The sequence below is a fragment of the Brevibacillus dissolubilis genome (assembly GCF_006170445.1).
In the GTDB taxonomy this organism is placed as follows: domain Bacteria; phylum Bacillota; class Bacilli; order Brevibacillales; family Brevibacillaceae; genus Brevibacillus_B; species Brevibacillus_B dissolubilis.
The window spans coordinates 142,245-167,098 of record NZ_VCNA01000006.1 but is presented as its reverse complement, the minus strand read 5'-3'; the positions used below and the strand labels follow the sequence as shown (position 1 = coordinate 167,098).

Annotated in this window: 24 protein-coding genes; 10 read left to right on the top strand and 14 right to left on the bottom strand. The window is 51.8% G+C overall.

The genetic code is table 11. From position 1 onward, the window contains the following. Positions 1–795: 795 nt before the first annotated feature. From FGI41_RS13450 to cysK, 3 genes are all read right to left on the bottom strand, one after another. Positions 796–1,113: a YuzD family protein gene (locus FGI41_RS13450; RefSeq protein ID WP_139490761.1), complete on the bottom strand. Its 318-nt coding sequence runs from the start codon at positions 1,111–1,113 to the stop codon at positions 796–798. Between the two features lie 243 nt (positions 1,114–1,356). Then, the gene (locus FGI41_RS13445) at positions 1,357–2,490 is read right to left on the bottom strand and encodes a bifunctional cystathionine gamma-lyase/homocysteine desulfhydrase (protein ID WP_139490759.1); all 1,134 of its coding nucleotides are present in this window, start codon (positions 2,488–2,490) and stop codon (positions 1,357–1,359) included. 1 nt (position 2,491) lies between these two features. Beyond that, positions 2,492–3,415, bottom strand: coding sequence for a cysteine synthase A (cysK, locus tag FGI41_RS13440; RefSeq protein ID WP_139490757.1), 924 nt, complete (start codon positions 3,413–3,415; stop codon positions 2,492–2,494). 220 nt (positions 3,416–3,635) lie between these two features. Between cysK and FGI41_RS13435 the strand changes: the two genes are divergently transcribed. Then, positions 3,636–3,872 (top strand): NifU family protein, encoded by a 237-nt coding sequence (locus FGI41_RS13435; protein WP_139490755.1) that lies wholly within the window; start codon positions 3,636–3,638, stop codon positions 3,870–3,872. A gap of 126 nt (positions 3,873–3,998) precedes the next feature. On the opposite strand, the gene FGI41_RS13430 is transcribed toward FGI41_RS13435, so the two are convergent. Genes FGI41_RS13430 through FGI41_RS13420 form a run of 3 tightly spaced genes read right to left on the bottom strand, consistent with a single transcriptional unit; the run spans position 3,999 to position 6,920 of the window. Beyond that, positions 3,999–4,922 carry an alpha/beta hydrolase gene (locus FGI41_RS13430; protein ID WP_139490753.1) on the bottom strand — a complete coding sequence of 308 codons (924 nt, stop codon included), beginning with the start codon at positions 4,920–4,922 and terminating at the stop codon, positions 3,999–4,001. Further along, positions 4,919–5,878, bottom strand: a complete 960-nt coding sequence (locus FGI41_RS13425) for a 2-hydroxyacid dehydrogenase (RefSeq protein ID WP_139490751.1) — start codon at positions 5,876–5,878, stop codon at positions 4,919–4,921. Before FGI41_RS13425 ends, FGI41_RS13430 begins: the two co-directional genes overlap by 4 nt. Beyond that, positions 5,835–6,920 (bottom strand): YutH/CotS family kinase-like spore coat protein, encoded by a 1,086-nt coding sequence (locus tag FGI41_RS13420; RefSeq protein WP_139490749.1) that lies wholly within the window; start codon positions 6,918–6,920, stop codon positions 5,835–5,837. The genes FGI41_RS13425 and FGI41_RS13420 overlap by 44 nt, the downstream gene beginning before the upstream one ends. Before the next feature lie 130 nt (positions 6,921–7,050). On the opposite strand from FGI41_RS13420, the gene FGI41_RS13415 reads away from it, so the two are divergent. Next, positions 7,051–7,584 (top strand): phosphatidylglycerophosphatase A family protein, encoded by a 534-nt coding sequence (locus FGI41_RS13415; protein ID WP_139490747.1) that lies wholly within the window; start codon positions 7,051–7,053, stop codon positions 7,582–7,584. Between the two features lie 103 nt (positions 7,585–7,687). Here FGI41_RS13415 and FGI41_RS13410 read toward each other — a convergent pair whose 3' ends face one another. Beyond that, positions 7,688–8,548 carry an HAD-IIA family hydrolase gene (locus FGI41_RS13410; protein WP_139490987.1) on the bottom strand — a complete coding sequence of 287 codons (861 nt, stop codon included), beginning with the start codon at positions 8,546–8,548 and terminating at the stop codon, positions 7,688–7,690. A 153-nt stretch (positions 8,549–8,701) separates the two neighbouring features. Here FGI41_RS13410 and FGI41_RS13405 point away from each other — a divergent pair, with 153 nt between their 5' ends. Continuing rightward, positions 8,702–8,950 carry a hypothetical protein gene (locus tag FGI41_RS13405; RefSeq protein ID WP_139490745.1) on the top strand — a complete coding sequence of 83 codons (249 nt, stop codon included), beginning with the start codon at positions 8,702–8,704 and terminating at the stop codon, positions 8,948–8,950. Positions 8,951–9,041: 91 nt separating this feature from the next. Here FGI41_RS13405 and FGI41_RS13400 read toward each other — a convergent pair whose 3' ends face one another. Continuing rightward, positions 9,042–9,674, bottom strand: coding sequence for a helix-turn-helix transcriptional regulator (locus tag FGI41_RS13400; protein ID WP_139490743.1), 633 nt, complete (start codon positions 9,672–9,674; stop codon positions 9,042–9,044). Between the two features lie 106 nt (positions 9,675–9,780). Continuing rightward, positions 9,781–10,215 (bottom strand): type VII toxin-antitoxin system HepT family RNase toxin, encoded by a 435-nt coding sequence (hepT, locus tag FGI41_RS13395; protein WP_139490741.1) that lies wholly within the window; start codon positions 10,213–10,215, stop codon positions 9,781–9,783. Between the two features lie 268 nt (positions 10,216–10,483). Here hepT and FGI41_RS13390 point away from each other — a divergent pair, with 268 nt between their 5' ends. Together FGI41_RS13390 and FGI41_RS13385 are read left to right on the top strand one after the other, a co-directional pair. Continuing rightward, a complete protein-coding gene (locus FGI41_RS13390; RefSeq protein WP_139490739.1) occupies positions 10,484–11,485 on the top strand; it encodes a DUF4349 domain-containing protein in 1,002 nt (333 codons plus the stop codon). A 66-nt stretch (positions 11,486–11,551) separates the two neighbouring features. Continuing rightward, complete coding sequence (locus FGI41_RS13385) at positions 11,552–11,770, top strand: hypothetical protein (protein ID WP_139490736.1); 219 nt, start codon at positions 11,552–11,554, stop codon at positions 11,768–11,770. A gap of 52 nt (positions 11,771–11,822) precedes the next feature. On the opposite strand, the gene FGI41_RS13380 is transcribed toward FGI41_RS13385, so the two are convergent. Beyond that, on the bottom strand, positions 11,823–13,157 hold the full coding sequence (locus FGI41_RS13380) for an EAL domain-containing protein (RefSeq protein ID WP_176560265.1): 1,335 nt from the start codon (positions 13,155–13,157) through the stop codon (positions 11,823–11,825). A gap of 174 nt (positions 13,158–13,331) precedes the next feature. Between FGI41_RS13380 and glpX the strand changes: the two genes are divergently transcribed. From glpX to FGI41_RS24980, 3 genes are all read left to right on the top strand, one after another. Next, a complete protein-coding gene (glpX, locus tag FGI41_RS13375) occupies positions 13,332–14,306 on the top strand; it encodes a class II fructose-bisphosphatase (RefSeq protein WP_139490732.1) in 975 nt (324 codons plus the stop codon). Between the two features lie 4 nt (positions 14,307–14,310). Next, complete coding sequence (locus FGI41_RS13370; protein ID WP_139490731.1) at positions 14,311–14,586, top strand: DUF3055 domain-containing protein; 276 nt, start codon at positions 14,311–14,313, stop codon at positions 14,584–14,586. Positions 14,587–14,746: 160 nt separating this feature from the next. After that, on the top strand, positions 14,747–15,097 hold the full coding sequence (locus FGI41_RS24980; RefSeq protein WP_176560264.1) for a hypothetical protein: 351 nt from the start codon (positions 14,747–14,749) through the stop codon (positions 15,095–15,097). A gap of 73 nt (positions 15,098–15,170) precedes the next feature. Here FGI41_RS24980 and FGI41_RS13360 read toward each other — a convergent pair whose 3' ends face one another. Beyond that, a complete protein-coding gene (locus FGI41_RS13360) occupies positions 15,171–16,061 on the bottom strand; it encodes a YutD family protein (protein ID WP_139490729.1) in 891 nt (296 codons plus the stop codon). A 134-nt stretch (positions 16,062–16,195) separates the two neighbouring features. On the opposite strand from FGI41_RS13360, the gene FGI41_RS13355 reads away from it, so the two are divergent. Continuing rightward, positions 16,196–17,806, top strand: coding sequence for a YhcN/YlaJ family sporulation lipoprotein (locus tag FGI41_RS13355; protein WP_139490727.1), 1,611 nt, complete (start codon positions 16,196–16,198; stop codon positions 17,804–17,806). A 117-nt stretch (positions 17,807–17,923) separates the two neighbouring features. On the opposite strand, the gene lipA is transcribed toward FGI41_RS13355, so the two are convergent. Further along, positions 17,924–18,811: a lipoyl synthase gene (lipA, locus tag FGI41_RS13350; RefSeq protein ID WP_139490725.1), complete on the bottom strand. Its 888-nt coding sequence runs from the start codon at positions 18,809–18,811 to the stop codon at positions 17,924–17,926. A 201-nt stretch (positions 18,812–19,012) separates the two neighbouring features. Between lipA and FGI41_RS13345 the strand changes: the two genes are divergently transcribed. Continuing rightward, entirely contained in the window at positions 19,013–20,218 is a 1,206-nt protein-coding gene (locus tag FGI41_RS13345) for an ornithine cyclodeaminase, nickel-pincer nucleotide-dependent (protein ID WP_139490722.1), read from the top strand. A 100-nt stretch (positions 20,219–20,318) separates the two neighbouring features. Here the strand turns inward: FGI41_RS13345 and FGI41_RS13340 are convergent, their stop codons facing one another. Then, positions 20,319–23,663: an ATP-binding protein gene (locus tag FGI41_RS13340; protein WP_139490720.1), complete on the bottom strand. Its 3,345-nt coding sequence runs from the start codon at positions 23,661–23,663 to the stop codon at positions 20,319–20,321. Continuing rightward, entirely contained in the window at positions 23,660–24,784 is a 1,125-nt protein-coding gene (locus FGI41_RS13335) for a DNA repair exonuclease (RefSeq protein ID WP_139490718.1), read from the bottom strand. Before FGI41_RS13335 ends, FGI41_RS13340 begins: the two co-directional genes overlap by 4 nt. Positions 24,785–24,854: the final 70 nt, after the last annotated feature.

The following is a 24,854-nucleotide window of genomic DNA, read 5'->3' as shown; positions in this document are numbered from 1 at the left end:
CTCCAACAAAATGACGGTCCCCACATGGATGATGAGGGCGACATAGGAGTATCTAATCATTATTTCGACATCCTTTGATACTTTCATAAAGGGTTGGCGGTTGTTGGGGAAGATTACTAGTTAAAAGCCCAAGGAAAGTTCCATCTATTGTTAATGAAACCATAGATTAAACCTTTTGGCGATATGTTAGTGGTATGTTTTTGTGAATTATATGTTGGTTGTCATTCATTATTATAGCAAACTTTAACATAATTAACTATGGTTTTGAACGAGATATGCTTTTACTCAATTTTCCAGTTGAATATGCTGTTAATGTTAGAAAAGGTGGGTGGTTGGGAGCTTTGCGGAGGTTGGCAAGAGCCTCGCTTGGTTTGAACCCCTGCGTGAGAAGGGGCAACTGGCCGCTTCGAAATAATCCATGGCTTGTACGGGGCAAAATGTTTCGATCCCCCGATGAGAGGGGACATCTGGGTGGTACAGGGAAGTAAGACTATTGCCCCTGAGGTTATTCTAGGAAGTATTTGACGCCATGGATTTTTTCTTCGCTGGGTAGGGGTTCAAGAAAAGGCTCGTCTCTTGCCAACCTCCGCAAGCTCCACGCACTGTAGTGGGAGGCGGGATATTTTCGGGGGAGGATTCAAGGAGCTTTTTATATAGAAGAAAAATTGTTAACAAAACAGTAACATTTGAATACCCCATGTCCTATGGAGAAAGAAAAAGAGTGAAGATCGAGCTTTGTGCCCTTCTCACTCTTGATAACATTCTCTTACTCCCTGTTCATCCCTACTCTCCGACTTATTCCAACGGTTTTACCCCTAATTCTTCAAGCTTCGCGTAAATATCCTTTAATTTTGGGTTGCCCTCTCCGACAATTTCCCCGGAAATTACGACAAGGGGATACCATAAATCTTCGTTGACGATGCGTTCGGCCCAGTTTTTATCGTCTTCTGTCTGAGGTTGTTGAAAATCGCAATAGGTGACGAAAAAAGCTTCTTGGCCATATTTGCGGGCAATCGCGGCGTTAAGCCAGTCGGCGGTTTCTTTGGCTGATGGGAGATTGACGCAGCTTGCGCAGAGTTGTTCGGTTCCGTACACTTTAATCTCGATGCTCATGGATGGGCCCTCCGTTTTCTGATCCTATTATCTCCCCATGATTATACCTGTGGCGGTGATGAACGTCTATTGCATGACTGTACGACATACCCCAACCGCTAATATGGAAAAAGGCAGCTCCTCCCTACAGATAAGAGCTGCCTTTTGCTTATCACCAAATCCGGATGGATGACACGAGACCAGTGTCTGTTCACCCATCCGGTTCAAGAATCCGACTGATCTTGCTTGAGCAGATTTCTTTGATTAAGAAAGAGCCTGCTCCAGATCTTCAATCAGGTCTTGCACGTCTTCGATCCCTACAGAGATGCGGACCAAGCCGTCGGTGATGCCCAGCTCTGCACGGCGCTCAGCCGGGATGGAAGCATGGGTCATGCGGGCTGGTACACTGATGAGGCTCTCTACCGCACCGAGGGATTCAGCCAGTGTGTAGTATTTTACTTTGGAAAGTACTTCTTCCGCACGGCTTGCACTGCCCACGTCGAAGGAGATCATGCCGCCGAAGCCGCGCGCTTGCTTTTTCATCAGCTCATGGCCTGGGTGGCTTTCCAGACCTGGGTAGATCACGCGCTCGATGTCATTGCGTTCACTGAGCCATTTGGCGATTTGGCCTGCATTGGCTTCGTGCTCTTCCATACGGACTCCGAGGGTTTTGGCACCGCGCAGGAGCAGGAAGGAATCTTGCGGCCCAAGGACAGCCCCGATGGAGTTTTGCACAAAATGCATATCTTCACCGACTTGCGCGTCTTTGGTGACGACGATCCCTGCCACGACGTCACTATGGCCGCCGAGGTATTTGGTCGCACTGTGGAACACGATGTCTGCGCCCAGGTCGATTGGGTTTTGCCAGTACGGGGTCATGAAGGTGTTGTCGACAACGAGCAGCACATTTTTCGCTTTTGCGATGGCAGCGATGCCTGCGATATCGGTTACTTTAAGTAGTGGGTTGGTTGGTGTCTCCATGATAATCATGCGGGTGTTTGGTCGCACAGCAGCTTCTACTGCCTGCAGGTCACCTGTATTGACATAAGTAGCTTCCAGCCCGAGACGGGTGAAGACACGGGTAATCACTCGATATGTACCGCCGTATACGTCATCCCCTACAACCACGTGATCGCCTTGGCTGCACATAGAGAGAATGGTGGAGAGTGCTGCCATACCAGAACCGAAAGCAAAGCCGCGTGCGCCGCCTTCCAGCTCAGCCATGTAGGTCTCAAGTGCATGGCGGGTCGGGTTGCCTGTGCGGGAATACTCGTAGCCTTTATGTTTGCCGATCGCCTCTTGACGATAGGTAGACACTTGATAAATCGGGGTGACGACCGCGCCTGTATGCTCGTCGCCTTCGATTCCGCCGTGAATCAGTTTTGTTTTGAGTCTCATATTAGACTCCTCCTTGATATATTTTTTTACTGAGGTAGCGTTCGCTGCTGTCAGCAAAGATGGTGACGATGTTGGTGCCTGGCTTTGCGTTTTGTGCTTCAATCAGGGCTGCTTCAAGGGCCGCACCTGCGGAGGAACCGACGAGCATGCCTTCGAGACGGGCCAGTTCAGCTACACGTCGGAATGCCACCTCATCGAGAATCGTATGGATCGCATTGAAATAGCTGGTATCCATAAATTCCGGCAAGAATTCCATTCCGATGCCTTCTGTTTTGTGTGGACCAGATTCGCCGCCATTGAGGATGGAGCCTTCTGGTTCGACGATAACGGTCTTGATGTTAGGATTTTGCTCCTTGAGGTAACGGGCTACACCCATGAACGTGCCGCCAGATCCAGCACCTGCTACGAAGATGTCAACGTTGCCATCCATCTGTTCCCAGATTTCCGGGCCGGTTGTCTTGTAATGTGCCTCCGGGTTGGCCGGATTGCCGAATTGTTGCGGGACAAACGAGTTCGGGATGCTTTCTGCCAGTTCTTTTGACTTGGCAATCGCTCCCTTGATCCCAAGCTCAGTTGGAGTGTTGACCACTTCTGCACCAAGTGCACGCATCAGGTCTTGCTTTTCCATGGAGAATTTCTCCGGTACGCAGAAAATCACGCGGTAGCCTGTACCTACAGCAGCAAGTGCCACACCGATGCCGGTATTGCCTGCAGTCGGCTCGATGATCGTACCTCCTGGTTTGAGTTCTCCACTCTCCTCAGCGGCACGGATCAGCTCCATTCCGAGACGGTCCTTGACACTGCCTCCAGGATTGAAATACTCCAGCTTGGCAAACAAGCGGACCCCTTCTGGGAGTGGGAATTGGGTTAGTTCGACGATTGGTGTGTTTCCAATCAGTTCTTTGACATTGCGATAGACGTTCACGGTGGTTCCCCCGTTTCAATAGATATACCAATATTTATTATACCCGATATCCGCAAAAGTTTGGAATGCCTAATTCCAAAAATGTCCTCTCCACACGGACAAGCGATAAACATCGTAATGATAAAAACAAACCTAAAATGTTTAAAAAGTCATGGATTTTAGCTTTGCGGGGGATTATAATGGAGTAGGAACGATTGAAACAAAAAGGAGTGAAACCTTCATGAGTGAAAACGCAATGTTAGCTCAAGTCGAAGATGTTTTAGATAAACTGCGTCCTTACCTCCAACGTGACGGCGGTGACGTTCAGCTCGTTGATGTAGAAGACGGTATCGTTAAGCTGCGCCTGATGGGTGCTTGTGGCTCTTGCCCTTCCTCTACCATCACGCTCAAAGCCGGTATCGAGCGCGCTCTTCTTGAAGAAGTTCCTGGCGTAGTGGAAGTTCAACAAGTATTCTAATTGCCATTAAAGACCATAGTTACCTTTATATGTAGCACACCCCTTACCGTTGACAGTTGAGGCTGTTGGTAAGGGGTGTTTCTTTTTGCATGGGGCCAGTTAGAAGCGATCTGCGGGGTCGGACGATTAGGCCTTCCCCACCATTTTTTCCTGAAAAAACGTGATGACACGCTCGCTGTACTCCTTCGGCTGACGGGCAAAGCTCCGCACATGATCCGCCCCCTCAACCAGAAACACCTCGTTGTGAGGATTGGCTGCGGCCTCGTAGAGCTTTTCACTGTGATGATGCGGAATCGCCTTGTCCCCTGTTCCGTGAATGAACAGGATCGGCTTCGGTGAAAACCGCTTCACCTCGTCAATCGGACGTACCTTGCGCGGTGAGGCACCGACGAGAAACGGCACGATGGAGAGAATCAGCCAGGTGAACGGAAAGCTCGGCAGACCTGTCCAGACCGGCATGTTTTCTTGAAGATATTCATACAGGGAATAAAATGGCGAATCAGCCACAACCGCTTCTACCCGCTCGTCCTGCCCGGCAACCAAGAGCGAGGTGACCGACCCCATCGAAAAGCCGATTAGTCCGATGCGGTGTCCCGGCTTTTTGATGCAGGCAAAATCGATGGCTCCCCGTAAATCCAGCTGCTCGTACAAGCCGATGCTGGTCATATTCCCTTCTGATTCCCCTGCGTTGCGGAAATCATACATCAGGACGTCGAAGCCTGCCGCCACCAGATGGGTGACCAGTGCCAATGCAGGCAGATGCGGCTCTTGGCGGTTCTGACGGTAGCCGTGGGAGACCACGATCGTATGCCCGTTGCTTGGATACCCGTGCCACTCGGCATCCATGTACCAGCCGCTCAGTTGCAGGTCGGCGTCGCGGCTCGGGAAAATGACATTTTCATAATGAGGCAGACCGTATCTCGCCGGGTCCATCTCAATCGGCTTGCGGGGCGGACGGATCAGTGTCAGACCCACCTTAACCGCAATTCCCACCATCACTCCGACTGCCACGATCAGAAGGATGATGACGATCCACAGCCAAGTACTCATAGCGGTGTGATCGGCTCCTCTCCGATCAAGACGTTGACCAGATTGCGGGCGGCCAGCATCGCCATGGCGTCCCGCGTCTCGTATGTAGCACTGCCGATATGTGGCATGGCGACGACATTGGGCAGAGTGAGCAGCGGATGATCAGTTGGTATCGGCTCCACCTCGAACACATCAAGCCCCGCCGCCCAGATCTGTCCGGTGGTCAGCGCACGGTACAGGGCCGCTTCATCCACGGTCGCACCGCGTGACACATTGATGAACACCGCGCTCGGCTTCATCAGGCCAAACTCTCGGTCACTCATCAGGTGCCGTGTCTCTGGTGTAAGCGGGGTGAGGAGCAGGACATAATCGGACTCCTGCAACAGATCATCCAGCTCCCGGTAGGCTACCCCGTAAGCCTGCTCAGCTTCGGGACGCGGCTTGCGGTTGTTATACAAGACCCGCATGTCAAAGCCCGCCGCCCGCTTCGCCACAGCCTCTCCGATCCGTCCCATCCCGATAATCCCAAGGGTACGGCCAGAGATGCTTTGCCCGGCCAACAGATAAGGGCCCCAAGACTCCCATCGCCCCTCATGGAGATAACGGTTGGCCTCCACCATCCGCCGGCCTGTCGCCATCAACAGGGCAAAGGCGAGATCAGCCGTCGCTTCTGTCAGCACATCAGGCGTATTGGTTACCACGATGCCACGTCGCTTGCACGCCTCCAGATCAATATGATCGTACCCGACTGCCATCGAGGCAACCATCCGCAGCTGTGGTGCTTGCGAGAGCAGCTCTTCATCGATCCGGTCGGTCAGCATCACGTACAAGGCCACAGCCTTTTTTGCTTCCTGTAATAAAATATCGCGTGGCACAGGGCGGTCTTCTTCCCAGACTCCAACTTGTGCCACCTCTTGGATTAGACCCAGTACCTCAGAAGATACCTGGCGGGTCATATACACGTAGGGCTTCGTCATCAGCTTGCCTCCATAACCATTGGACTCGCGGGATCGCCACCCCCCAATACCGAAGCACCAGCTCTGGATAATCACGCAAGCCGTCCTCCATCACCAGCAGGCTCTCCTCCATCTCGCGCTGCAAGGCTGCCGTATCCAGCTGCCCCTGTTCGGCTGCGGTCAGCTTGCTATACGTATCCGCCATCCGCAAAAAGCGCCCAGGATAGAGCATCATCGCATACGCAATCGCATACTCCTCATCAAACAGTGGGGATACCCTGTTATAGCCATCCACAAACTGTATGAACGCCTCTGGATCCCAGCCGTCACGGCGCACAGATGCTTTGAGCCACTGCCCGATATCACGGGTGCGCATATCCATCACCCAGCCGTATTGTCCGGTGAGATTCATACCCGCTTCACTAAATAGAATATACCCATCATCAAAATTTTGGTAGACCAGCTTGCCGTATTTGCCCATTTGCTTGACGATTTTAGAGTAACCGCTGTCGTTCAGATACTGGATGGAGGTCTCTGCCATCGTATGGACATACGTGAACATCGTCAAGAGCCATGTATCAAACTCACTCAACTCCCCGTCCCGCTCCAGATCATCCCGCAACGTCTCGTAGGCACGCACTTTTTTCTGCCACATCGTGGGCCAGTTCCCGAGCGACTGATACGACGTCATGAAAGGCCGGTCTCCCGTAAAATTGCGCGTACCTTGGTGAAACTCAGCCAATACCCGCCCTGTCTCATAAGGCGGGTTGTCAGGGGTCTGTTCGCGTACCCCCTGATGCAGGTAGTGCATCTCATCCTCTAGGGTAAAATACGGTTTTCCTGCTTTCGTCTGATACAGCGGCAGTACATTGTAGGGAGTGGGCCCTGCGAAAAGCTTCTCTGCCTTTTCCACCAGCTTGTTCTTAGACCGGTACGCCGCCGGGCAGGAATGCAGGTAAAAAATCCCCTGGTCGGTCTCCAGCACCCGACATCCGCCCCGCTCTCTGATGTCATAGACACTGAAGCCGTACTCCTGCTCCAATCTTTCTCTCAGTCCGTTCATCTTGGTCCCTCCTGTTCACACGTTTCCCTGCGGTATTGTATGTGTCCACCCCATGATAGGTGCCTAGGTGCATAGAGACACAAAAGCCTTCCAATACTACATCGTAAACCGTGATGAAAGTGGGAGTGAAATGAGCCAGACACATCGAGTACTCAGTGAACATGTATACAATTCAGCGGTCGCCCTCATGGAACAGCGCGGGGTCACGGTCGATTCGATTGCCGAGATCGTCGTCTTCCTGCAGGAGAAATATGTCCCTAACCTGACCAAAGAAAAGGCCGTCGAGAGCGTCCACTCTGTCCTCAACAAACGGGAGGTACAGAATGCGCTGCTCACCGGCATCCAGATGGACATTCTGGCTGAAAAAGGCCAACTGCTAAGCCCGCTCCAAGAGATGATCGACTCCGATGAATCCCTCTATGGTGTCGACGAGGTGCTGTCCCTTGCCATCGTGAACCTGTACGGCAGCATCGGCTTCACCAATTATGGTTATGTCGATAAGCTCAAATACGGCATTCTCGAGCGACTCAATGATAAAAGATATGGTGTCCACACCTTCCTCGATGACCTCGTCGGCGCGATTGCTGCCGCTGCATCCAGCCGTATCGCTCACAGACACCGTGCTGAAGAGGAAAAAGCCGTGCTTGCCACTGGACAGGTCTAGCACGAGCCAAGGAATCACTAGCAGTTGATCCATCTGTTGATCATGACAACCCCTATACAATCATGCCCGCCGTCAAGCGGGCTTTTTTTGTACAGATATCTTTTTACAGAGATTCCTGCTTGTCCCACCAGGTCATCAGCGTCTCCTCGATATAAGTCGGCTTCGCATGGTGTGCCTCCGCATCCTCCCTGGAGGAAAAGCCCGTCAGCACCAACAGGCTGTCCATGCCGCTGTTGACCCCTGCCTCGATGTCGGTGAACAGATTATCCCCCACGATCAGCGTCTCCTCCGCGCTTCGGTTCAGCTTCGCCAAGGCATAATCGACGATGATTTTCTCCGGCTTACCGATCACCACCGGCTTGGTTACCGATGCTGTAGCCACCGCCGCGACCAGAGAACCGTTGCCTGGCATCAAGCCTTTTTCCGTCGGCAGAGCCGGGTCGATATTGGTTGCGATATAGGTAGCCCCAGAACGGATAGCCCGGTTGGCAGCCGCTAATTTTTCATAGTTGAACGCGCGGTCGATCCCTACTACGACATAGGCCGGGTTCTCTTCGGTGTGGGTGAAGCCCGCTTCGGTGAGTGCCACATGCAAGCCTTCCTCCCCGATGATATAGACCCCGCGATTGCCTGTACCCGCAGCATACTCTCCCTGAGCGTCCGCACCAGAGTTACCAGTCGCTGCTCCCTCTCCACTACCCTCCCGCACCTTCTCCTGTTCACTCAGGTAATACGCCGTCGCCATCGCAGTCGTGACTACCTCTTCTGGCGTTGTAGGCAACCCCATCCCTGTCAATCGCTCTGCCACTTTTTCCGGTGTGGTCGAGGAATTGTTCGTCAGATAGAGAAACGTAATCCTCGCTTCCCTCAGCTTCTCGATGAAGGTCACGGCCTCGGGAATCACCTCACTCCCTCTATAGATCGTCCCGTCCAGATCAAGCAGGTAGGCTGTATATCGTTTCATGGCTGGTTTCATCGTTGCATTCATCCCTTCCTATCTCTCGTATCCCATGATTTTACCAGAAAATGAGTCACTTCACCGAGCAAGTTTGTACCTGACCAAATGCTCCCCAGCTTCATTAACTGTAAGCATACGGGTAAAAGCGAGGTGAGCACCATGTACCAACAAGGCAAAACCTACGGAAGCTACACCGGTTCAAAAAAAGCAAAGAAAAAAGCATCTTATCCAACCCGCTGGACTGGCTGGACCGGCTCGACCACTGCAACGAAAAGCTATGGCAAAAAGTCAAAATCTTATCCCAAACCATGGGTCACCGGCTACACATCAGGCACGACATGGAAGAAACCCTACAAAGCGAAAAAGACATGGACAAAAGGCTACAACAACTGGAGCAAAAAGTACTGATCACAAGAAGCGAACCCACCAAAAAAGACCGATCCGCTGTGGGTCGGTCTTTTTGCATACAAAAAAACTCAAGTCTAACCGACTTGAGCTTCTAAGCTTGGCTCGCCTGGATTCGATATACGCATTTTTCAGCACCTTTGGCCATACAGTGGGTCTGTTCCACTGTTGTCTCAAGGACCTTGCGGAAAAGAGAGAGCTCACATTGGCAAGCTTGGGTAAATTCACGGGCAACCTGGGCGATCGGGCAGTTGAATTCCTTGAGTAGATAATCACCGGTCTCCTCGTCTTTTTCCCATTCTACCATGTAGCCTTTCTCGTTTTGCAGCTCGGCTAAGGCAGCCACGCGGTCCTCCAGCTCGCCTTGGATTTGCTGGCGGTAGATTTCTTCGAGGCGATCCTCACGTCGGTTAAAGAGGGCATCTATTTTATCGTCCCCGTCGATCTCTTGGATATCCTTGAGGAAATCGAGGGTCAAGTCGGAATAATTGCGAGGAAAGAGTTCATCTGCTTGTTGTGACAGGGAGTATACATTGGTCGGACGGCCCATCGCTTGGCGCACAAGAGTTGACGTGATCAGGTCATCCCTCTCCAATGTATTCAGATGACGGCGTACAGCCATCTCAGTGATACCGAGGTCGTTGGCTATATCGCTGACGGGAAGGGAACCTTTCAATTTCAACATATGCAAAATTTGATCACGTGTAGATGTTTGATCTTTTGTCATATGAAAATCACCGTCCTTTCCTCCCTATTTTACAGTACAAAAGCAAATTAGTAAACTAAATAAAGTTTTTTGTTTCATAAATCTACTGGAAAGGATGGAAGAAAAATCAAAACAGTTCTTTCTCTACATATGTACGTACTGATGGCGCGAATTGGTGCAAGGATTCAAGCGATTTACGCACCACTTTTACCATTTCTTCCGCCGGTACACGGGTGTAATCATTGATCAGGTGCTTGCGGAATTCCACTACATCTGTATAGCTACGGGCCTGCTCTTCACTGACCACCGTCTCGTCCCGCAAAATTTCTACGATATCGGCATAACTGCCTGGATCACGCATAATAAATCCATCAATGAGGCAATTTCCTACATCAATGATTCCCTCGATCACCAGATGCAGCCCACGCTCCATCGCAGCCGTCAGAATCCGGTCACCAACCAGCTCCGCGTCTTGACGTTCGGTCAGTTCTCCGAGCAGCGCAAGCATCTGCCCGATATGGTTCAATACTTCATCAATTCGTTTTGTATTTACATCATACATGTTCATTTCCCTGCCTTATCCCGATCTATTTGTTTTGATTCTTTTTCGACTTCCACTTGGCATACCAGATCGTGCCGACAAAGGTAAATCCGAGCATCATCAGCACGATTAACGCTGTACCCAATTCTTCACTCATTACGTCACCTCATTTCATACATCTTTTAGTATAGCAAAAACCAAGGCGAACAAAAAAGCTTGTCACCGGGACGTAACATCTTATCTGTTCTTTTCGTCCCAGCAGTATAGACAGATAAGGGGGATCATTCCTATGCCAACACACAGATTAAGATCGTGGGCCTTCGTCGCCCATCTGCTGCTCGCCATCCTGCTCGTGGTCGGATGCAGCAGTGCACCGTCTGAGGACATATCGATGGAATCTAGGGAGTACAGCGCTGGATCAGGTGATATGGCCTCCAAACAGTCCGACTCACCATCCAGTGAAGCCACATCCGACAGTCCCGCGCAATCCGCCGCTGAAACCGAAAACTCATCAGCCCCACCCACAAGCCCTACCGCCAATCAAAACACCAGCCTGACTTCCTCCCCCGCCCTCAACCGCAAAATGATCTACAAAGCGGATGTACGCATGGAAGTGGAGTCCTACACAGCCTCCCGCGCCGGACTGACCAAGCTGGTGACTCAATACCAAGGTTATATCTTATCATCATCGGAGTACGAATCGAAAGATGAAAAAGGTGCCAGCATCGTCATCCGCATCCCACAAAAAGGCTTCGATCCGTTCATCAATAAGCTCGATGATCTCGCCGTCAAAATCCCGCACCGCTCCATCGAGGGAACAGACGTCACCGAGGAATATGTCGATCTTGGTTCCCGTCTCAAAGCCAAACAAGCCGTCGAAACACGCCTGCTGGAGTTCATGAGCAAGGCACAAAAGACAGAAGATTTACTCAAAATCTCCGGTGACCTCGCCACCGTCCAGGAAGAAATCGAACGCATCAAGGGACGCATGCGCTACTTGGATGAGAATGTCGCCTACTCGACCATTACCCTCGACGTTGTAGAGAAAAAACGAACCGCCAGTCTCGACGATCTCGCCAACCAAGGCACGCTTACACAAGCCTGGCATGCTTTTAACAGCAGTCTGATTGGCATCTTCGAGTTCATCCAGCTGCTCTTGGTCTTCATCGCAGCAGCCATCCCGGTTCTAATCCTGATTGCCATCCCCGGTGTGCCCATCTACCTCTGGAAGCGGAAAAAACGCAAAAACACCCCGCCGACTCCACCTACCCCTCCCCCTTCAATCGACTAGGCTTATTTCTCCCCAACTCCTCCACTCTCTGCTACAATAGAGAGTGGAAAAGGAGTGCGGTAACCCGTGAAAAAGACCATCTATTTCTCCGTCCCGTGGAGCTCCGCTAAGTATTACCGTGACGCACTGGATGCCTTACAGATCACCTATACGGTCGAATCACCGAGTGAATTTTTACCGCTGGCAGAGGGCCATCTGGCATTTGTCTTTGCTCATATACCCATCCGTCTGTATGTCAAAGTGCGTATGCTGTTCGGCAAAGACGGACTGCGCTATCCGCTGTAATCGACATCGACTTCATAAAAAAAGCTCCACATCCTCTTCGGATGGGAGCTTTTTATTTGGCACGCTGCTTCATGACCCAGTTCTCCTCCACCTCAGGAAACGGCTCCTGTGGACGGGAGAAGAAATAGCCCTGACCAAACGTTACATTTTTATTCATCACGACATTGGCTTCGGCCTCTGTCTCGATTCCTTCAGCCACCACCTCACTGCCGATCTTCTCTGCGATCAGGAGGAGTGCTTGCAGGACAGAGTCTTTGACCTCACTGCCGTCGATATTCTGAATGATGGAACGATCGACTTTGATCACGTCCGGCAATACCTGTGCAATCACATTGAGACTCGCATAGCCGGCACCCGTATCATCAACCGCAAAGCGGAATCCAGAACGGCGGAACAGCTCGATGGCCTGTTCGAATGACTCCTGCTGGTCGATCGAGTGACGCTCGGTAATTTCCAAGATGATATTTTCCGGTTTCACCTGCGGATACTGTTGTAATAACAGCATAACATGGTGATAAAAGAACGGATTTTGCAGACTCGGCACGGTTACATTGATAAAGATCGGCATCGTTGTGTGTTTTTTGACCATCTCTTGGAAGGCCTTCTTGATCACCAACAGCTCCAAGTGAATCAACATACCAGCCTGTTCAGCCAGCTCAAACAGTCGAAGCGGCTGATGGTATGGGCTGTCCTCAGGTCCTCGTGTCAGCATCTCCCACCCCATGATTTCCCCAGAGGAAAAACAGATGATCGGCTGAGCCAGCACGCGGATGTCCTCATCAAAAATAATCCGTTGAATCTCGTTGCGAATCCGCCCATAATCAGCGGACAGCTGAATTTTGGCAATGCCGCGCGCTTCCAGCATAGCTGCTTGGAATGCCTCGTGAATATCCTGCTCAGGATCAATACGGGCAGACGCGCCATGTAATCGGATCGGAAAATCGGAGAATACGGAGGTTTTGGCATGAATCGCCGCTTCCAACCGTTCCCGGACTTTATCCATCCATTTATCCATCATTCGATAGGTAAGATGTTCTGAATTTTCTTTCACTATGATGACGAAATCATCATCATTATAGCGTTGCACACCCAGCAAATCGTTGTCACGGATCTCTTCGCCAAGAACCTGACGGAACGATTCCATGATACTCTCATCGAAAAGCTGAACGGTCTCCGGTGAATGAATCGTCCGGATCTCCGCATACTGCTTCACATCGAAGTAAAGGAGTAAGGCGCGATTCCCTTTTTTCTGCCACTTATCAATCTGTTCAAGCATGACCTCTCGAACAATAAAGTGAGGGGGAAACCATTTTAACACATGGGATGGATACATGAGCTGAAACCACATTTTCATCCGATCCAGTCCTTTTTTGCCCTTCTGTAGCAACGCTGTCCCTCCTTTACTATGAGGCTCATGATGTGGTAAAAGCATAAGGTGTACAATGTTAGTTTAGTTGATGGAATACCAAGATTCAATACGAATCTTTCCGTTTGTCCAACTTATGTTACAATAAGTAGTGCAATGTCACATTTTTGTTAATGGATCAACGAGGAGGACATCATGGAAAGGGAACTCGCACTTGAGGTAGTACGGGTAACAGAGATGGCGGCACTCGCTTCCTCTCAGTGGCTTGGACGCGGTAAAAAAAATGAGGCAGACGGAGCAGCCACAGAGGCAATGCGGGCGATGTTTGATACAATCGCCATGCGCGGGACTGTCGTGATCGGCGAAGGTGAGCTCGACGAAGCCCCCATGCTCTACATCGGAGAAAAAGTCGGCAACGGCCGTGAAGACGGTCCAGAGGTAGACGTAGCTGTCGATCCGTTGGAAGGGACAACCATCGTGGCAAAAGGCCACTCCAACGCGATGTCTGTGCTTGCGATCGGAGACCGTGGCACGCTTTTACACGCACCTGACATGTATATGATGAAAGTAGCGGTAGGGAAACGGGCAGCCGGACGTATCCATTTGACCGATCCTATCGACAAAATGATTGAAATTGTAGCAGAAGCCAACAATAAACGTATCCAAGACGTGACCGTCATTATCCAAGAACGCGACCGTCATGACCATCTAATCGAAGCCGTCCGTGAAAAAGGCGCACGCGTGAAGCTGTTCGGTGACGGGGATGTAGGTGCGGCGATCGCTGCATGTATGCCGTCCTCGGGGATTGACCTGTTTATCGGGATCGGTGGTGCACCAGAGGGCGTCATCAGTGCTGCTGCCATCAAATGCCTTGGCGGCGATATGCAAGCCCAGCTGAAGCCGCAAAACGAGGCGGAGCGCGAGCGTTGCCGCCGGATGGGACTCGAAGACCCTGAACAGATCCTCACGCTCGATGACCTTGTCCGTGGCGACGATGCTATCTTTGCTGCAACCGGCGTATCTGACGGCGAGCTGCTGCAAGGTGTCAAATATTTAGGTGACGATGTGGTGGAGACCCACTCGCTCGTCATGCGCTCCAAGACCAAAACTGTCCGCTTCATCACCGCATTGCATAACTTGGAGCATAAGCCGAATATCAATTGGAAGTAGGTGTATGCAATTGTCTGGCAATGATTTGTTTTACCTCTACGATGACACGGAGGAAACGAAAACCCGTTTTGTCTCTTTCATGGGAGATACCCGTTTTGACCTGGCGATTACCACAACTGACCGTTTTTACGGAAAAAAACTGGTGATCAACATTCAGAACGGCCGTACCGCGATCATCGGAAAAGATGATCTGGAGGAGGAAGGCTATCTGGAATTTGCCTTCAATCTGAATGAAGCGGAAGCAGAGGAACTGAAAACCTTTTTACAGCGTGTCATCTAAACTCAAACTCATCCTTCGGGGTGAGTTTTTTCTTTTTTCGTGAGCTTGGATTTATGTCATGCGCCCATTTTGGCGGGACAAATCGCCGCTTCTGTGCTCCTGCCGTATATTACCTCTGTAAGGAACCCCAGACAAAAAGTGTGAGGAGTGTAACGCCCGAATGCAACCGTATGACATGCATGATGAACTGATCGCTGAGCAACATCGCCGTGAGTCTAAACAACAGAGACAGCCCTATTATGGTGAAGAATACGACTATCTGCCTGTACCCGTCCAATACAGACGCCGCCGTCGCAGAAGAGGTGGAGGCTTCTTTGACAGCCCTGAGGATTTAATTGGTCTGTTGCCTTTCTTCTACTACGGTAACCGTTATCCTTACTATCCGCCATACTATGCACCATACCCGCCATATCCGTATTATCCTTATCCATATCCGTATTACGGTTACGGCCACGGGTATCGCCCGATCAGCGGCACCCCTGAGCTGGATCAAGGATACGATCAGGATTAACTGATAAGCTGACTCTTCTGGATCACATAAAGAAAAGCACTGACCTCCCCTCTTTGGGAAAGTCAGTGCTTTTTTATTTGTCCTGCTGATGGTTGGTATTTGGATTGGACTCGGGCTTGCGGTTGTTTTCGCGGTCACGGTTGTTGTTCTGGGTGCCTTGTGGATTGGTGACCTTATCACGTGGCGGGCGGTTGTAGGATTGATTGTTGCCACGGCGTTCCCGGTAATTATTGTTGCCGTCCCCTCTGCCTGGACGGTTGTCTTGTCCCTGACGGGGTGGACGTCCAGATTTTTCATAGCGGTTCGGACGGTCTGTACCGCGGTCAGTGCGCTCGGTGCGGTTCTCACGGTTGTCATCACTGCGCTCTTGGCTACGGTCGTTGTTGCGGTCTTGATTCCGATCTTGATTCCGGTCTTGGTTGCGGTCAGTGTAGCGGCGTTTCGGATAGCGCGGCTGGTAGCCTTCTGGGCGTTCACCACGTTCCGGACGCTCACCGCGGTCTTGGTTCCGGTCATTGTTGCGGTTTGGACGCTCACGCTTTTCGTAGCGTTCGTGGCGGGGAGCTCTCGCTGGACGCTCGGTTCCTGCTGGTGATTCGGTCTGCCCAGCGGACTCTGTTGCTCCCTCCACACTGCTTGAGGAAGAAGACTCCAGTCCTGCCACTGGATCAAAAGCAAACAGCTCTCCCTCCACCCGCATACGCCGCAAAACAAAGTATGCGCAGCCGAAATTACAGAATTCGTGCAAATACTCATCTAAAGAAGCGATTTTATGTTCAAACGGCACTTTACGGTTGGCATTGTCAAAAAAGCCCCGCAGACGCAACTGGCCATAGCCCCAGTCACCCACGATGTAATCGTATTTATCCAAGATATCGCTGTAACGTTCCTGGAACACGTCCTGGTTCCAACCGTTGCGATTCTCCTCCATCAATTCAAATGTTCCAACTGGTAAGCGAATCAAGGTACTTCCCCCTTCTCTGTCGAGAAAAAACCATTACACCCATCTTACCACATTTTTTGTTGATGGACATAAAATTCCCACGAAAACGTTGCAAAGATGGGGGCAACATACTTGTCAGGAGGTGTTCAAACAACATGAAAAAAACATGGCTCTATGGTACAGTCGCAAGTTTGGCTCTGTTGACTTCCGCGTGTGGGTATAACAATGCAGCTGACAACAACGCTGGTGGCACGACTGCCGGCAACACTGCAGGTACGAATGCTTACAATGGTCAAGGCATGAATGCCCGCAACAACGTCCTTGGTGGCGACGGTATGATTGGTACGAACAACCGCATCACGGGAGCAAACACTCGTGGCACAACTGCCGGTACAAAAGGCGGCACCACTCAATCCGGCGGTGCTGGCGCAGGCTACACTGGTACTGGTGCTGCAACTCCTGGTACCACAACCGGTACCTCCACGTATGGCAACAACGGTACCCGTGGAAGCGCATTGGTTGGGGGCTATACCGGCCTGCTTGGTGGCAACAACGTAGGTAATGGTGGAGACCGCGAGCTTGGGGACGATGAGGACGACACACTCGGCCGCCTCGACCCACGCAACCGAGGCACTGGCACTATGGGTACCCGTGGCATTGGTGGAGACCGCGAGCTTGGGGACGATGAGGACGATACATTGGGCCGCCTCGACCCACGCAACTGGGGTAATGGAACCACAGGTACCCGTGGCACTAACGGTACCAACGGTTATGGCACCAACAACTATTATGGTGCAGGCGGTCTGTATGGTGCTGGAGCAGGTGCCGCTGCTGGCTACGGCATGGGTCGTGCAGGTACTGCCGGGACGACTGGTACTGGTGGCTACTATGGCGGAACCGGTACCAATGCATACGGAGGCAGCTACGGTACTTCCGGCTACACCACTAACACCCAAGGCCAATACGGTACGTATGGTAATGGCAACATGACCAATACCTACGGAACCACCAACATGTACGGCACAGGCGGTAACACTGGTCGTACTACAGGAGGAACTACCACTGGTATCGGCAACAATAACGATACAAGCGGAATCAGCGCTTTTGACCGCAGCAACTACCGGATGAACACATCCATCTACCGTGGTCTGACTGGTCAAAACACCGCTGGAATCCGTTCCACAGAACGTAATGCCATGAACAAAATGGGTTACTTCAAAGTGGATCGCAACTCCATGCGTACCAACAGTGACCAACTGAACAGCGTCTACGTCGACCGCGATGCGTTGGCGCAGGTTGTTGGTAATGTTACCGCTTCTGTGCCAGGCGTGAACAACACAACCGTTCTCGTTTCTGACGAAGAGGTCTTCGTGGGTATCCGTACCGAAAACAACCGTGACGGTAAAACCGCTACCACTAAAGCCCGTATGAATGCGATGTCCGTATCTCCACGTTACTTCAAGGTGTATGTGACCAACAACCAAGCGATGATCGACGAGCTGTCCCGTATCGCTTCCCGTGGCACCAACACCAACAACCTCAGCCTTCGCAACAACGACCGGACCATTGAGAACCTGGTTCGCCGTTTTGGCGGAACCCCTGACGGTGCAGAAACTGGTGGTACGATGACCAACAGCAACCTGCGTGGCAACCGTGGTGTGAATGCCAAAGCTGGACAAGGTACCGGCACAACCGATCAGGATGGCATCCACTCTACCGGTCTCAACAACATGAACACTTCCACCCAAGGTAACACAAGCCGCTAACAACTTCTGATTACAAAGAGCCATAGAGACACCTCTGCTACCTGACCTGTAGCTTATGAAAAATCCCCTCTGTCGAGATGACAAAGGGGATTTTTCTATGGGTTGATTGGGTTTTGATTATTGATTGGCCGCGATGGTCTGCTTCGCTGCATCTGCCTGTTCATGGGCATGATACGAGCTGCGTACCAATGGACCTGATTCGACGTGACTGAATCCACGTTTCATGCCTTCTTCACGAAGCATGGCGAATTCATCTGGATGATAATAGTTCACGACATCCAGGTGCTTTTTGGTTGGCTGCAGGTATTGACCGATTGTCATGATATTGCAATCCACGGAACGAAGGTCATCCATGGTTTCAATAATCTCTTCAATGGTCTCTCCTACCCCGATCATCAGGCTGGACTTGGTTGGGATGTCTGGCTGCATCAATTTGGCCTGACGCAAAAGCTCCAGGGTACGGTCGTATTTGGCACGGGCACGCACACGGTCGGACAGGCGGCGCACTGCTTCGATGTTGTGGTTCAATACATCTGGGCGTGCATCCATAACCACCTTGAGTGAATCCCAGTTGCCGAGGAAGTCTGGAATCAGCACCTCAACGGTTGCCAATGGGAGACGTTTGCGGATCGCCTTGATGGTCTCAGCAAAAATCTGCGCGCCCCCGTCTGCCAGATCATCACGGGCTACAGAGGTGACGACCACGTGTTTTAACCCCATTTGCTCTGCTGCTTCGGCCACGCGTTCTGGTTCGGCCAGATCAAGTTCTGTCGGCAGACCAGTTTTGACAGCACAGAAACGACAAGCGCGGGTACAGATATCACCAAGAATCATGAACGTGGCGGTACGGTTCGCCCAACACTCATGGATATTTGGACATTTCGCTTCTTCACAAACGGTATGTAAAGTTTTACCACGCATAGTTTGTTTCAATTCTTTAAAAGCCTCAAGCTTTTCACCGGAGACCAGATTGATTTTGAGCCATTCTGGTTTACGTAGCGTCATGCGGATTACACTCCTCACTCCATAGGGTCAACCTCATTATAGTTGAACGCCGTTCGGACGGGCAACAAAAACAGCATACTTGTATAAACATCCATTTTAGTGCAACTACTTGGAAGGACCATAGGGCAACCTATATACTAATAAAAAGTTTGTACATATTCCTCATGTTTCAGCCAAATATCCCCAAGGAGGTTTTCATAGATGGAACATATTATTGAAGTCCATGGTCATATTATCCGTGACGACGTGTTAAAAAAGATTGACGCTTCCACCGAGCAGTACAACGGTCGCTACCGGGTACTCCAGCTGCATATCGGTGAACAGCTCGACGACCTGTCTGTAGCCCGTGTCGCTCTGAATGTCGCAGAGGACAAGCTGGAGCTGATCCTCAATGAGCTGATCAACATGGGTTGTACCATCCCGACACAAGCTCAGACCCCTACCGTCAAGCCGGCGGAAAAGGACAAAACCGTCGCAGACGACTTCTACTCCACCACCAATCATGCTACAGAGGTGTATCTCAACGGCAAATGGACCCGTGCCTTGCATCAGCGGATGGACGCCTGCCTCGTAATCAAGGGCGACGAAGTCCACTGTGTCAAGCTGCGCGATATCAAAAAAGGTGACGCTGTCATCTGCGGCAGCGCGGGTGTACGCATCGTGAACACTCCACAGGAAGAGCCGGGAGCAGACAATGATTTTGCCTTCATGAACAACGAGGTAAGCTCTGAGCGCCGCGTCGAGGTCATCGTAAAGAAGCTGGCAGAGGAAATGCGTGATATCCATGCCCGCAACGGTAAAATCGTATTCGTCGCAGGCCCTGTTGTCATCCATACAGGCGGTCAGGAAGCCTTCCAAAAGATGATCCGCAAAGGCTATGTGAACGCACTCCTGTCCGGTAATGCGCTCGCCGTGCACGATATCGAACGCGCTCTGTTCGGCACCTCACTCGGGGTGAATCTGGATACCGGCTCTGTCGTTCGCGGTGGACACAAAAACCACATGCGGGCGATCAACAGCATCAACCGTTCCGGCTCCATCGCAGAAGCGGTCAAAGACGGCACGCTGACCAGCGGCATCATGTACGAATGTGTGAGCCATGACGTGCCATTCGTATTGGCTGGCTCCATCCGTGACGACGGTCCATTGCCTGACACCCTGATGGACTTGATTGAAGCACAAGCCCAATATGCAAACCAAGTGCATGACGCTGATATGGTGATTATGCTCTCCACGATGCTTCATGCAATCGGAACAGGCAACATGATGCCAAGCTGGATCAAAACTGTCTGCGTAGATATCAACCCGGCTGTCGTGACCAAGCTGATGGACCGCGGCTCGTCTCAAACGGTTGGTGTGGTAACAGACGTGGGGCTGTTCTTGACCATGCTGGAGCAGCAGCTTTAATCAGCAATAAGAATCAAAAAGACCGTATGTAATCCGTTTCCGTTACTAAATAGGGAATGGATTCATGCGGTCTTTTCTTGATGTCGGTCTAATCAGCGTGTTAAGCAGTCAAGTCATGAATCCGATGCCGCTTCTCACCTGTAATCAACGGCTCCAAGTATGCTTTTTCCCGATGCTGGCAGGAAAACAGAAAGATCTGATGCTCTCCCGCCATCTCCAGCAAAAGCTTAAGCGCCCGCTCCAACCGAGCCTCATCATAGTGGATAAAATGATCATCCAAAAATAACGGCAACGGCTCCCGCTCCGCACTGAGGTGACGCAGAAGCGAAATCCTCTGTGCAAAATAAAGCTGGTCCTGCGTCCCGCTCGACAGTTGCTCCTGCTTCACCACGTCCTGGCTTTGCGGGTCAATCACCCGGATCGAAAAGTGGTTCAGCGGGTCCATCCGAACGTCGTTGTATCGTTCCTCTGTAATCCTTGATGCGATGGCAGAAGCGAGTTCATTGACATCCGGGGAGACTTCCCTCTGCCATTCTTTCATCGCGGCTTGCAGGGTGTCTTTGGCCAGTGTCAAGGCATCCCGGCGCTGCAGCAATTCATGCATGGCTTGTGAGGCTTCCTCATAGGAGCTTTTTGCCTTGGCCCATGACACCTCGCCACGCTGACCGATCTCGCCCTGGGCGCGGGCAATCTTTTCCCGCAAATCACCCAGCTGCTGTTCGAGCTGGCTTCGTTCTTTTTGCAGCTGGAGACGCTGTTGCTCATTGTGGGTGCGCCGCTCCCGCAGGAGGTTGCGGGTATTTTCTTCCCAGTCGGCAAGAAGCTGAGCCTTTTCTTGCTCGTACACCTCCTGTTCACGGACTTGCTGCGCACGCAGGCGCTCGTGATGAAGCTCTTGCGCAAGACGCGCCTGCTCTTCCCGTGCCTTGCGCTCCCACTCTGCATGCTCCTCTACCACAAGCTGTACAGCTTCAGCGAACGGCAGGTGCGGTGGGACGCCCCATCTCAGCATATAGGTCTCCAAACGGGTCTGGATTCGGCGGCGCTCCTCCTGCTCATCCCGCTTCGCCTCTTCCCGGTGGATCTCGGACAGATGGGTTTCACGAAAAGCCAAGAAGGTCTGCCAGTCAGCTGCGTTGTAAAAATCGAGCAACCGGGTAAGCGACGCTTCTGCTTCCTCGATACGGAGTTCGGACTCAGTCGTGGCTCTTAGGGTCTCTTCCCAAGCTTGGCGGGCGGTGTCGTGCCGGGCGACAAGCTCTGCTTTGTCTCGATATGGCTGCTGGCTGAACCAGCGTTCGTGAAATGCGACTGCATTTTTGGTGTCAGCCCAAGTGTCATAGTATTTCTCCAGTTCTAAGAGATCCGACAGAGTATGGATTTGGAGTCGGGTCAGCCACTGGGAGAGTTCTGTTGACTGATACGGATTGGTGGCTGTAGTTGAAAACAGATCCACAACATATGCACTCGGTGCTGTTGGATCGGTATTCGGCACATCGGATCGGTTCATGTTTGAAGGGTGGATCGATCCTTGTGACGAGTTCACGTCAGTTGATTGAACAGGCGCTTGAGACGCATTCACATTCGTTGAACCACTCTTCGGTGTATAACTGAGCAGGAAATAAGCCCCCGCTCCCATTAAGAGAGCCAACACAGCTGGAACAAGAATAGCGGCCATGCCCCATGAGAGTGTTGCCCCTGCGACCGCAGCAGCCAGCAACAACAGAGCCAAGCCCCCTGCGGTTAGTCCAAAGGTTTTACGGCGCATTGCCTTCTGCGAAGACGCCCGGCTCGTACGCCCCCTGTCACTGACTCGGCTTGGGGTGCGGTTGAGATCGTGATCAACAGTCACAGGCTGAGATGCTCCAGTTGGTACGGGGTTTTGGTATTCGGCTTGCTGATCTTCTCCAGTTGGTAATATTGCCCGTTGATCCGTCCCGGTAGCTTGCTGGGCAACATGCGTAGCAACCGTTGGCTGATTTGTAAAAAAGTCATAAGCGGCACGTGCTAGCTGTTCATCAAAAAGCAAGATAGCTGGATGATCGTCCTGCAATCTTTGGTCGTGTGCCTTCGCTTCCTGCCAAGCCCGCTCGTTCTTCTCCCACGCGGTCAGGTCGGCTTGAAGGGAGTGAAATATTTTTTCCTGCTCCGTTTTCTTAGGGATCAGTTGAAACAGGACTTGGCGGGATTCTTCGATCTGCCGGACATATTCCCAGCCGTGGCGGTAATCGCTCTGCAGTTGGTTAAGCGAAACTGCTGCTTGTGATGACGGGGTAGATTGTGGTGTAGTGGGCTCTGACGCTGTTAATACTTGGGCAAAATCTGTCCCAGATGTTACTTGTACAGAGTCCGCCATGGATAGTACCTGATCAGATACCCCCGTAGTAGATTCCTCATGCGCAGAGAATGCATACCAGCCTTTGAGAAACTGCTGCCACTCTTCTTCTGGTATGTCTTGGAACGAAAGATACGTAAATCCGTCCCGATCATGCTGCTCGACGGCAGACTCAGCAGCCGCTGCCTTGATCTGGTTGATTTCCTCCAGACGCTGTTCGATGTGGCTTAACCGTTCATGGGTGTTACGGTGCGCTTCCCGTTCGTGCTCATCTGTACTCTGCTCTTCCCAAATCAGCAGTTGACCCGCTGTCTTCACTTCGTATGTACGCTCCCATCTGGATTGCCAGGTCTGGTCTTCAGCCTGTAGGGCATACAGATGGCTGCTCAGCTGTTCCTGCCGCTTGCCAAGCTCCTGCAATTCTGCTTGCCAGCGAGCGACCGCGAGCGTGAGATGCTGGACAGACTCCCAGGCTTGTTCGGACTGTTCCAAGGATTGGCGGGCCTGATTGAGCTGTTTGGTTACTTTTCCAAGCTGGGTGCTTTCCGCATTTTCTTTTTTACCGATGGCAGTCAGATCCTGCTCGAAGCCTGCCAAGAGACGCTGGATCAGCGGGTCATCATCCTGACGGGTGAGGGAGGGTACCAGATTTTCAGCGGCTTGCAGAGCGTCTTGCCTGATCCATGTGACATCGGTAAAAAGCGTGCGGTTCAGCCCAATATGCCGTTCGATAAAATTGAACTCTTTTCGCCGGTCCTCTTGGTATTGCATCGTGATGTCGGTCAATTCCGGCTCGAGATACAGCTTGGATTGTTCGCGGTCTTTGGCCAGATTGCGGTGCAGACGAAAATCCTGCTGATGGAGCATATAACGGACAATCGTCTCATAAGAAGCCCTGTCCCATGGGTAATACCGTTCATATTCGTCTACATAACGGGTGACGCGGACATAATCTTTTTTCATGCCATAGAGGGATGCGATGAGAGCCTGCATCAAGGTCGACTTGCCTGCTTCATTGGGGGCGGTAAAGAGGTTGAGACCAGGTGCGAAAGGAAACGTGGTATTGCTCCATTTGCCGAAGCCCTTGATGGTGAGTTCCTTGATAATCATCTGAGCATCCCCCCGATTCGCTTGGTCGCTTCCTGACGGGCCAGTCTGGCAGTCTCACGCTCGCGTACGTCTGTGGCAGTCTCCTCGATATCCCGGAGCTTTTTGATCCATCGCCCAAGTATTCCGTAGTCGGTCAGGAGCTTGTCTTCGTCGATGTCGGGCCACGTCTCATCCTCTAGATGAAGGTAAAAGAAACGTTGCAGCTGCCCTCTGATCAGCTCCAATGGCGGAATCAAGTGACTCGCGCGCTCCCCTGTCAGTGTCAGATACAAGAGGCTGTCCGAATCAATCTCACGCAGGTCCTCCTGCAGACGGGCAAGCAGCGCATCGACCGTCTCTACCCCAGAAGCCTGCCACTCGACACGGAGAATTTGACGGGATTGAACAGGGATCGGGGTAAGTCGCACCTGTCCCGCTTCATCCACCTGACCGAACAAGACAGCTCTTGGCCCCTGCTCTTTGACCGTCAAGCCCTCTGGTGAGCCAGGGTAAGCGGCAAAGGGTGTCCCTTTGGTCGGATGGGGAAACTGCATCGGCTTGTGAATATGCCCGAGCGCCACATAATTGACACCTGTCTTCGCCAGATCGCTCAGCTGAAGTGGTGCATACGGCTGATGCTCGGTCGGCTCACTGGTCAATACCGTGCCATGCAGCACCATCAGATGATGCTGATACCCGTCCAATCTGCCGGGAAAGCGGTCTAATGGTGACTCTGGCACATGCGCCTGCGGGAAGCCCCAGCCATAGATCACACAGGATTTCTCCGGGAACTCATATACGCCCCACTCTCCTGTGAAGAAAAACACATTGGCCGGCCACTCGATGGTCTGGTAAAACGAATCCTCCATCCATGGATCATGGTTGCCCGGTGCGATGCAGACAGGCACCGGATCAACACTTGCGAACAAATCCCGCAAAAACAGAGCAGTCGCACGAGTCCCACCGTGGTACTCAAGCAGATCTCCGGCGATCAGCCAAAAATCAACCTGCTTGCTTATGACCAGATCACGGATGCGGCTCATCGTCAGTCGAAAATCATATTGTCTCTGTTCATACACCGAAGATAAAGAAACCAGTGGTGCATCCAAATGTATATCTGCTGTATGAATAAACGAAAGCATCGGAAATCTTCACTCCTGCTGACAGGCTCTCGCCTGCGATGATACACTTATGTAGGTATGGTGTACGATA

Bases quoted from the DNA above. Each gene is read 5' to 3' on its own strand.
- FGI41_RS13450 (WP_139490761.1), bottom strand. From the start codon at position 1,113: ATGAGCATCGAGATTAAAGTGTACGGAACCGAACAACTCTGCGCAAGC.
- FGI41_RS13445 (WP_139490759.1), bottom strand. From the start codon at position 2,490: ATGAGACTCAAAACAAAACTGATTCACGGCGGAATCGAAGGCGACGAG.
- FGI41_RS13435 (WP_139490755.1), top strand. From the start codon at position 3,636: ATGAGTGAAAACGCAATGTTAGCTCAAGTCGAAGATGTTTTAGATAAA.
- FGI41_RS13430 (WP_139490753.1), bottom strand. From the start codon at position 4,922: ATGAGTACTTGGCTGTGGATCGTCATCATCCTTCTGATCGTGGCAGTC.
- FGI41_RS13425 (WP_139490751.1), bottom strand. From the start codon at position 5,878: ATGACGAAGCCCTACGTGTATATGACCCGCCAGGTATCTTCTGAGGTA.
- FGI41_RS13420 (WP_139490749.1), bottom strand. From the start codon at position 6,920: ATGAACGGACTGAGAGAAAGATTGGAGCAGGAGTACGGCTTCAGTGTC.
- FGI41_RS13415 (WP_139490747.1), top strand. From the start codon at position 7,051: ATGAGCCAGACACATCGAGTACTCAGTGAACATGTATACAATTCAGCG.
- FGI41_RS13410 (WP_139490987.1), bottom strand. From the start codon at position 8,548: ATGAAACGATATACAGCCTACCTGCTTGATCTGGACGGGACGATCTAT.
- FGI41_RS13405 (WP_139490745.1), top strand. From the start codon at position 8,702: ATGTACCAACAAGGCAAAACCTACGGAAGCTACACCGGTTCAAAAAAA.
- FGI41_RS13400 (WP_139490743.1), bottom strand. From the start codon at position 9,674: ATGACAAAAGATCAAACATCTACACGTGATCAAATTTTGCATATGTTG.
- hepT (WP_139490741.1), bottom strand. From the start codon at position 10,215: ATGTATGATGTAAATACAAAACGAATTGATGAAGTATTGAACCATATC.
- FGI41_RS13390 (WP_139490739.1), top strand. From the start codon at position 10,484: ATGCCAACACACAGATTAAGATCGTGGGCCTTCGTCGCCCATCTGCTG.
- glpX (WP_139490732.1), top strand. From the start codon at position 13,332: ATGGAAAGGGAACTCGCACTTGAGGTAGTACGGGTAACAGAGATGGCG.
- FGI41_RS13370 (WP_139490731.1), top strand. From the start codon at position 14,311: ATGCAATTGTCTGGCAATGATTTGTTTTACCTCTACGATGACACGGAG.
- FGI41_RS24980 (WP_176560264.1), top strand. From the start codon at position 14,747: ATGCAACCGTATGACATGCATGATGAACTGATCGCTGAGCAACATCGC.
- FGI41_RS13355 (WP_139490727.1), top strand. From the start codon at position 16,196: ATGAAAAAAACATGGCTCTATGGTACAGTCGCAAGTTTGGCTCTGTTG.
- lipA (WP_139490725.1), bottom strand. From the start codon at position 18,811: ATGACGCTACGTAAACCAGAATGGCTCAAAATCAATCTGGTCTCCGGT.
- FGI41_RS13345 (WP_139490722.1), top strand. From the start codon at position 19,013: ATGGAACATATTATTGAAGTCCATGGTCATATTATCCGTGACGACGTG.
- FGI41_RS13340 (WP_139490720.1), bottom strand. From the start codon at position 23,663: ATGATTATCAAGGAACTCACCATCAAGGGCTTCGGCAAATGGAGCAAT.
- FGI41_RS13335 (WP_139490718.1), bottom strand. From the start codon at position 24,784: ATGCTTTCGTTTATTCATACAGCAGATATACATTTGGATGCACCACTG.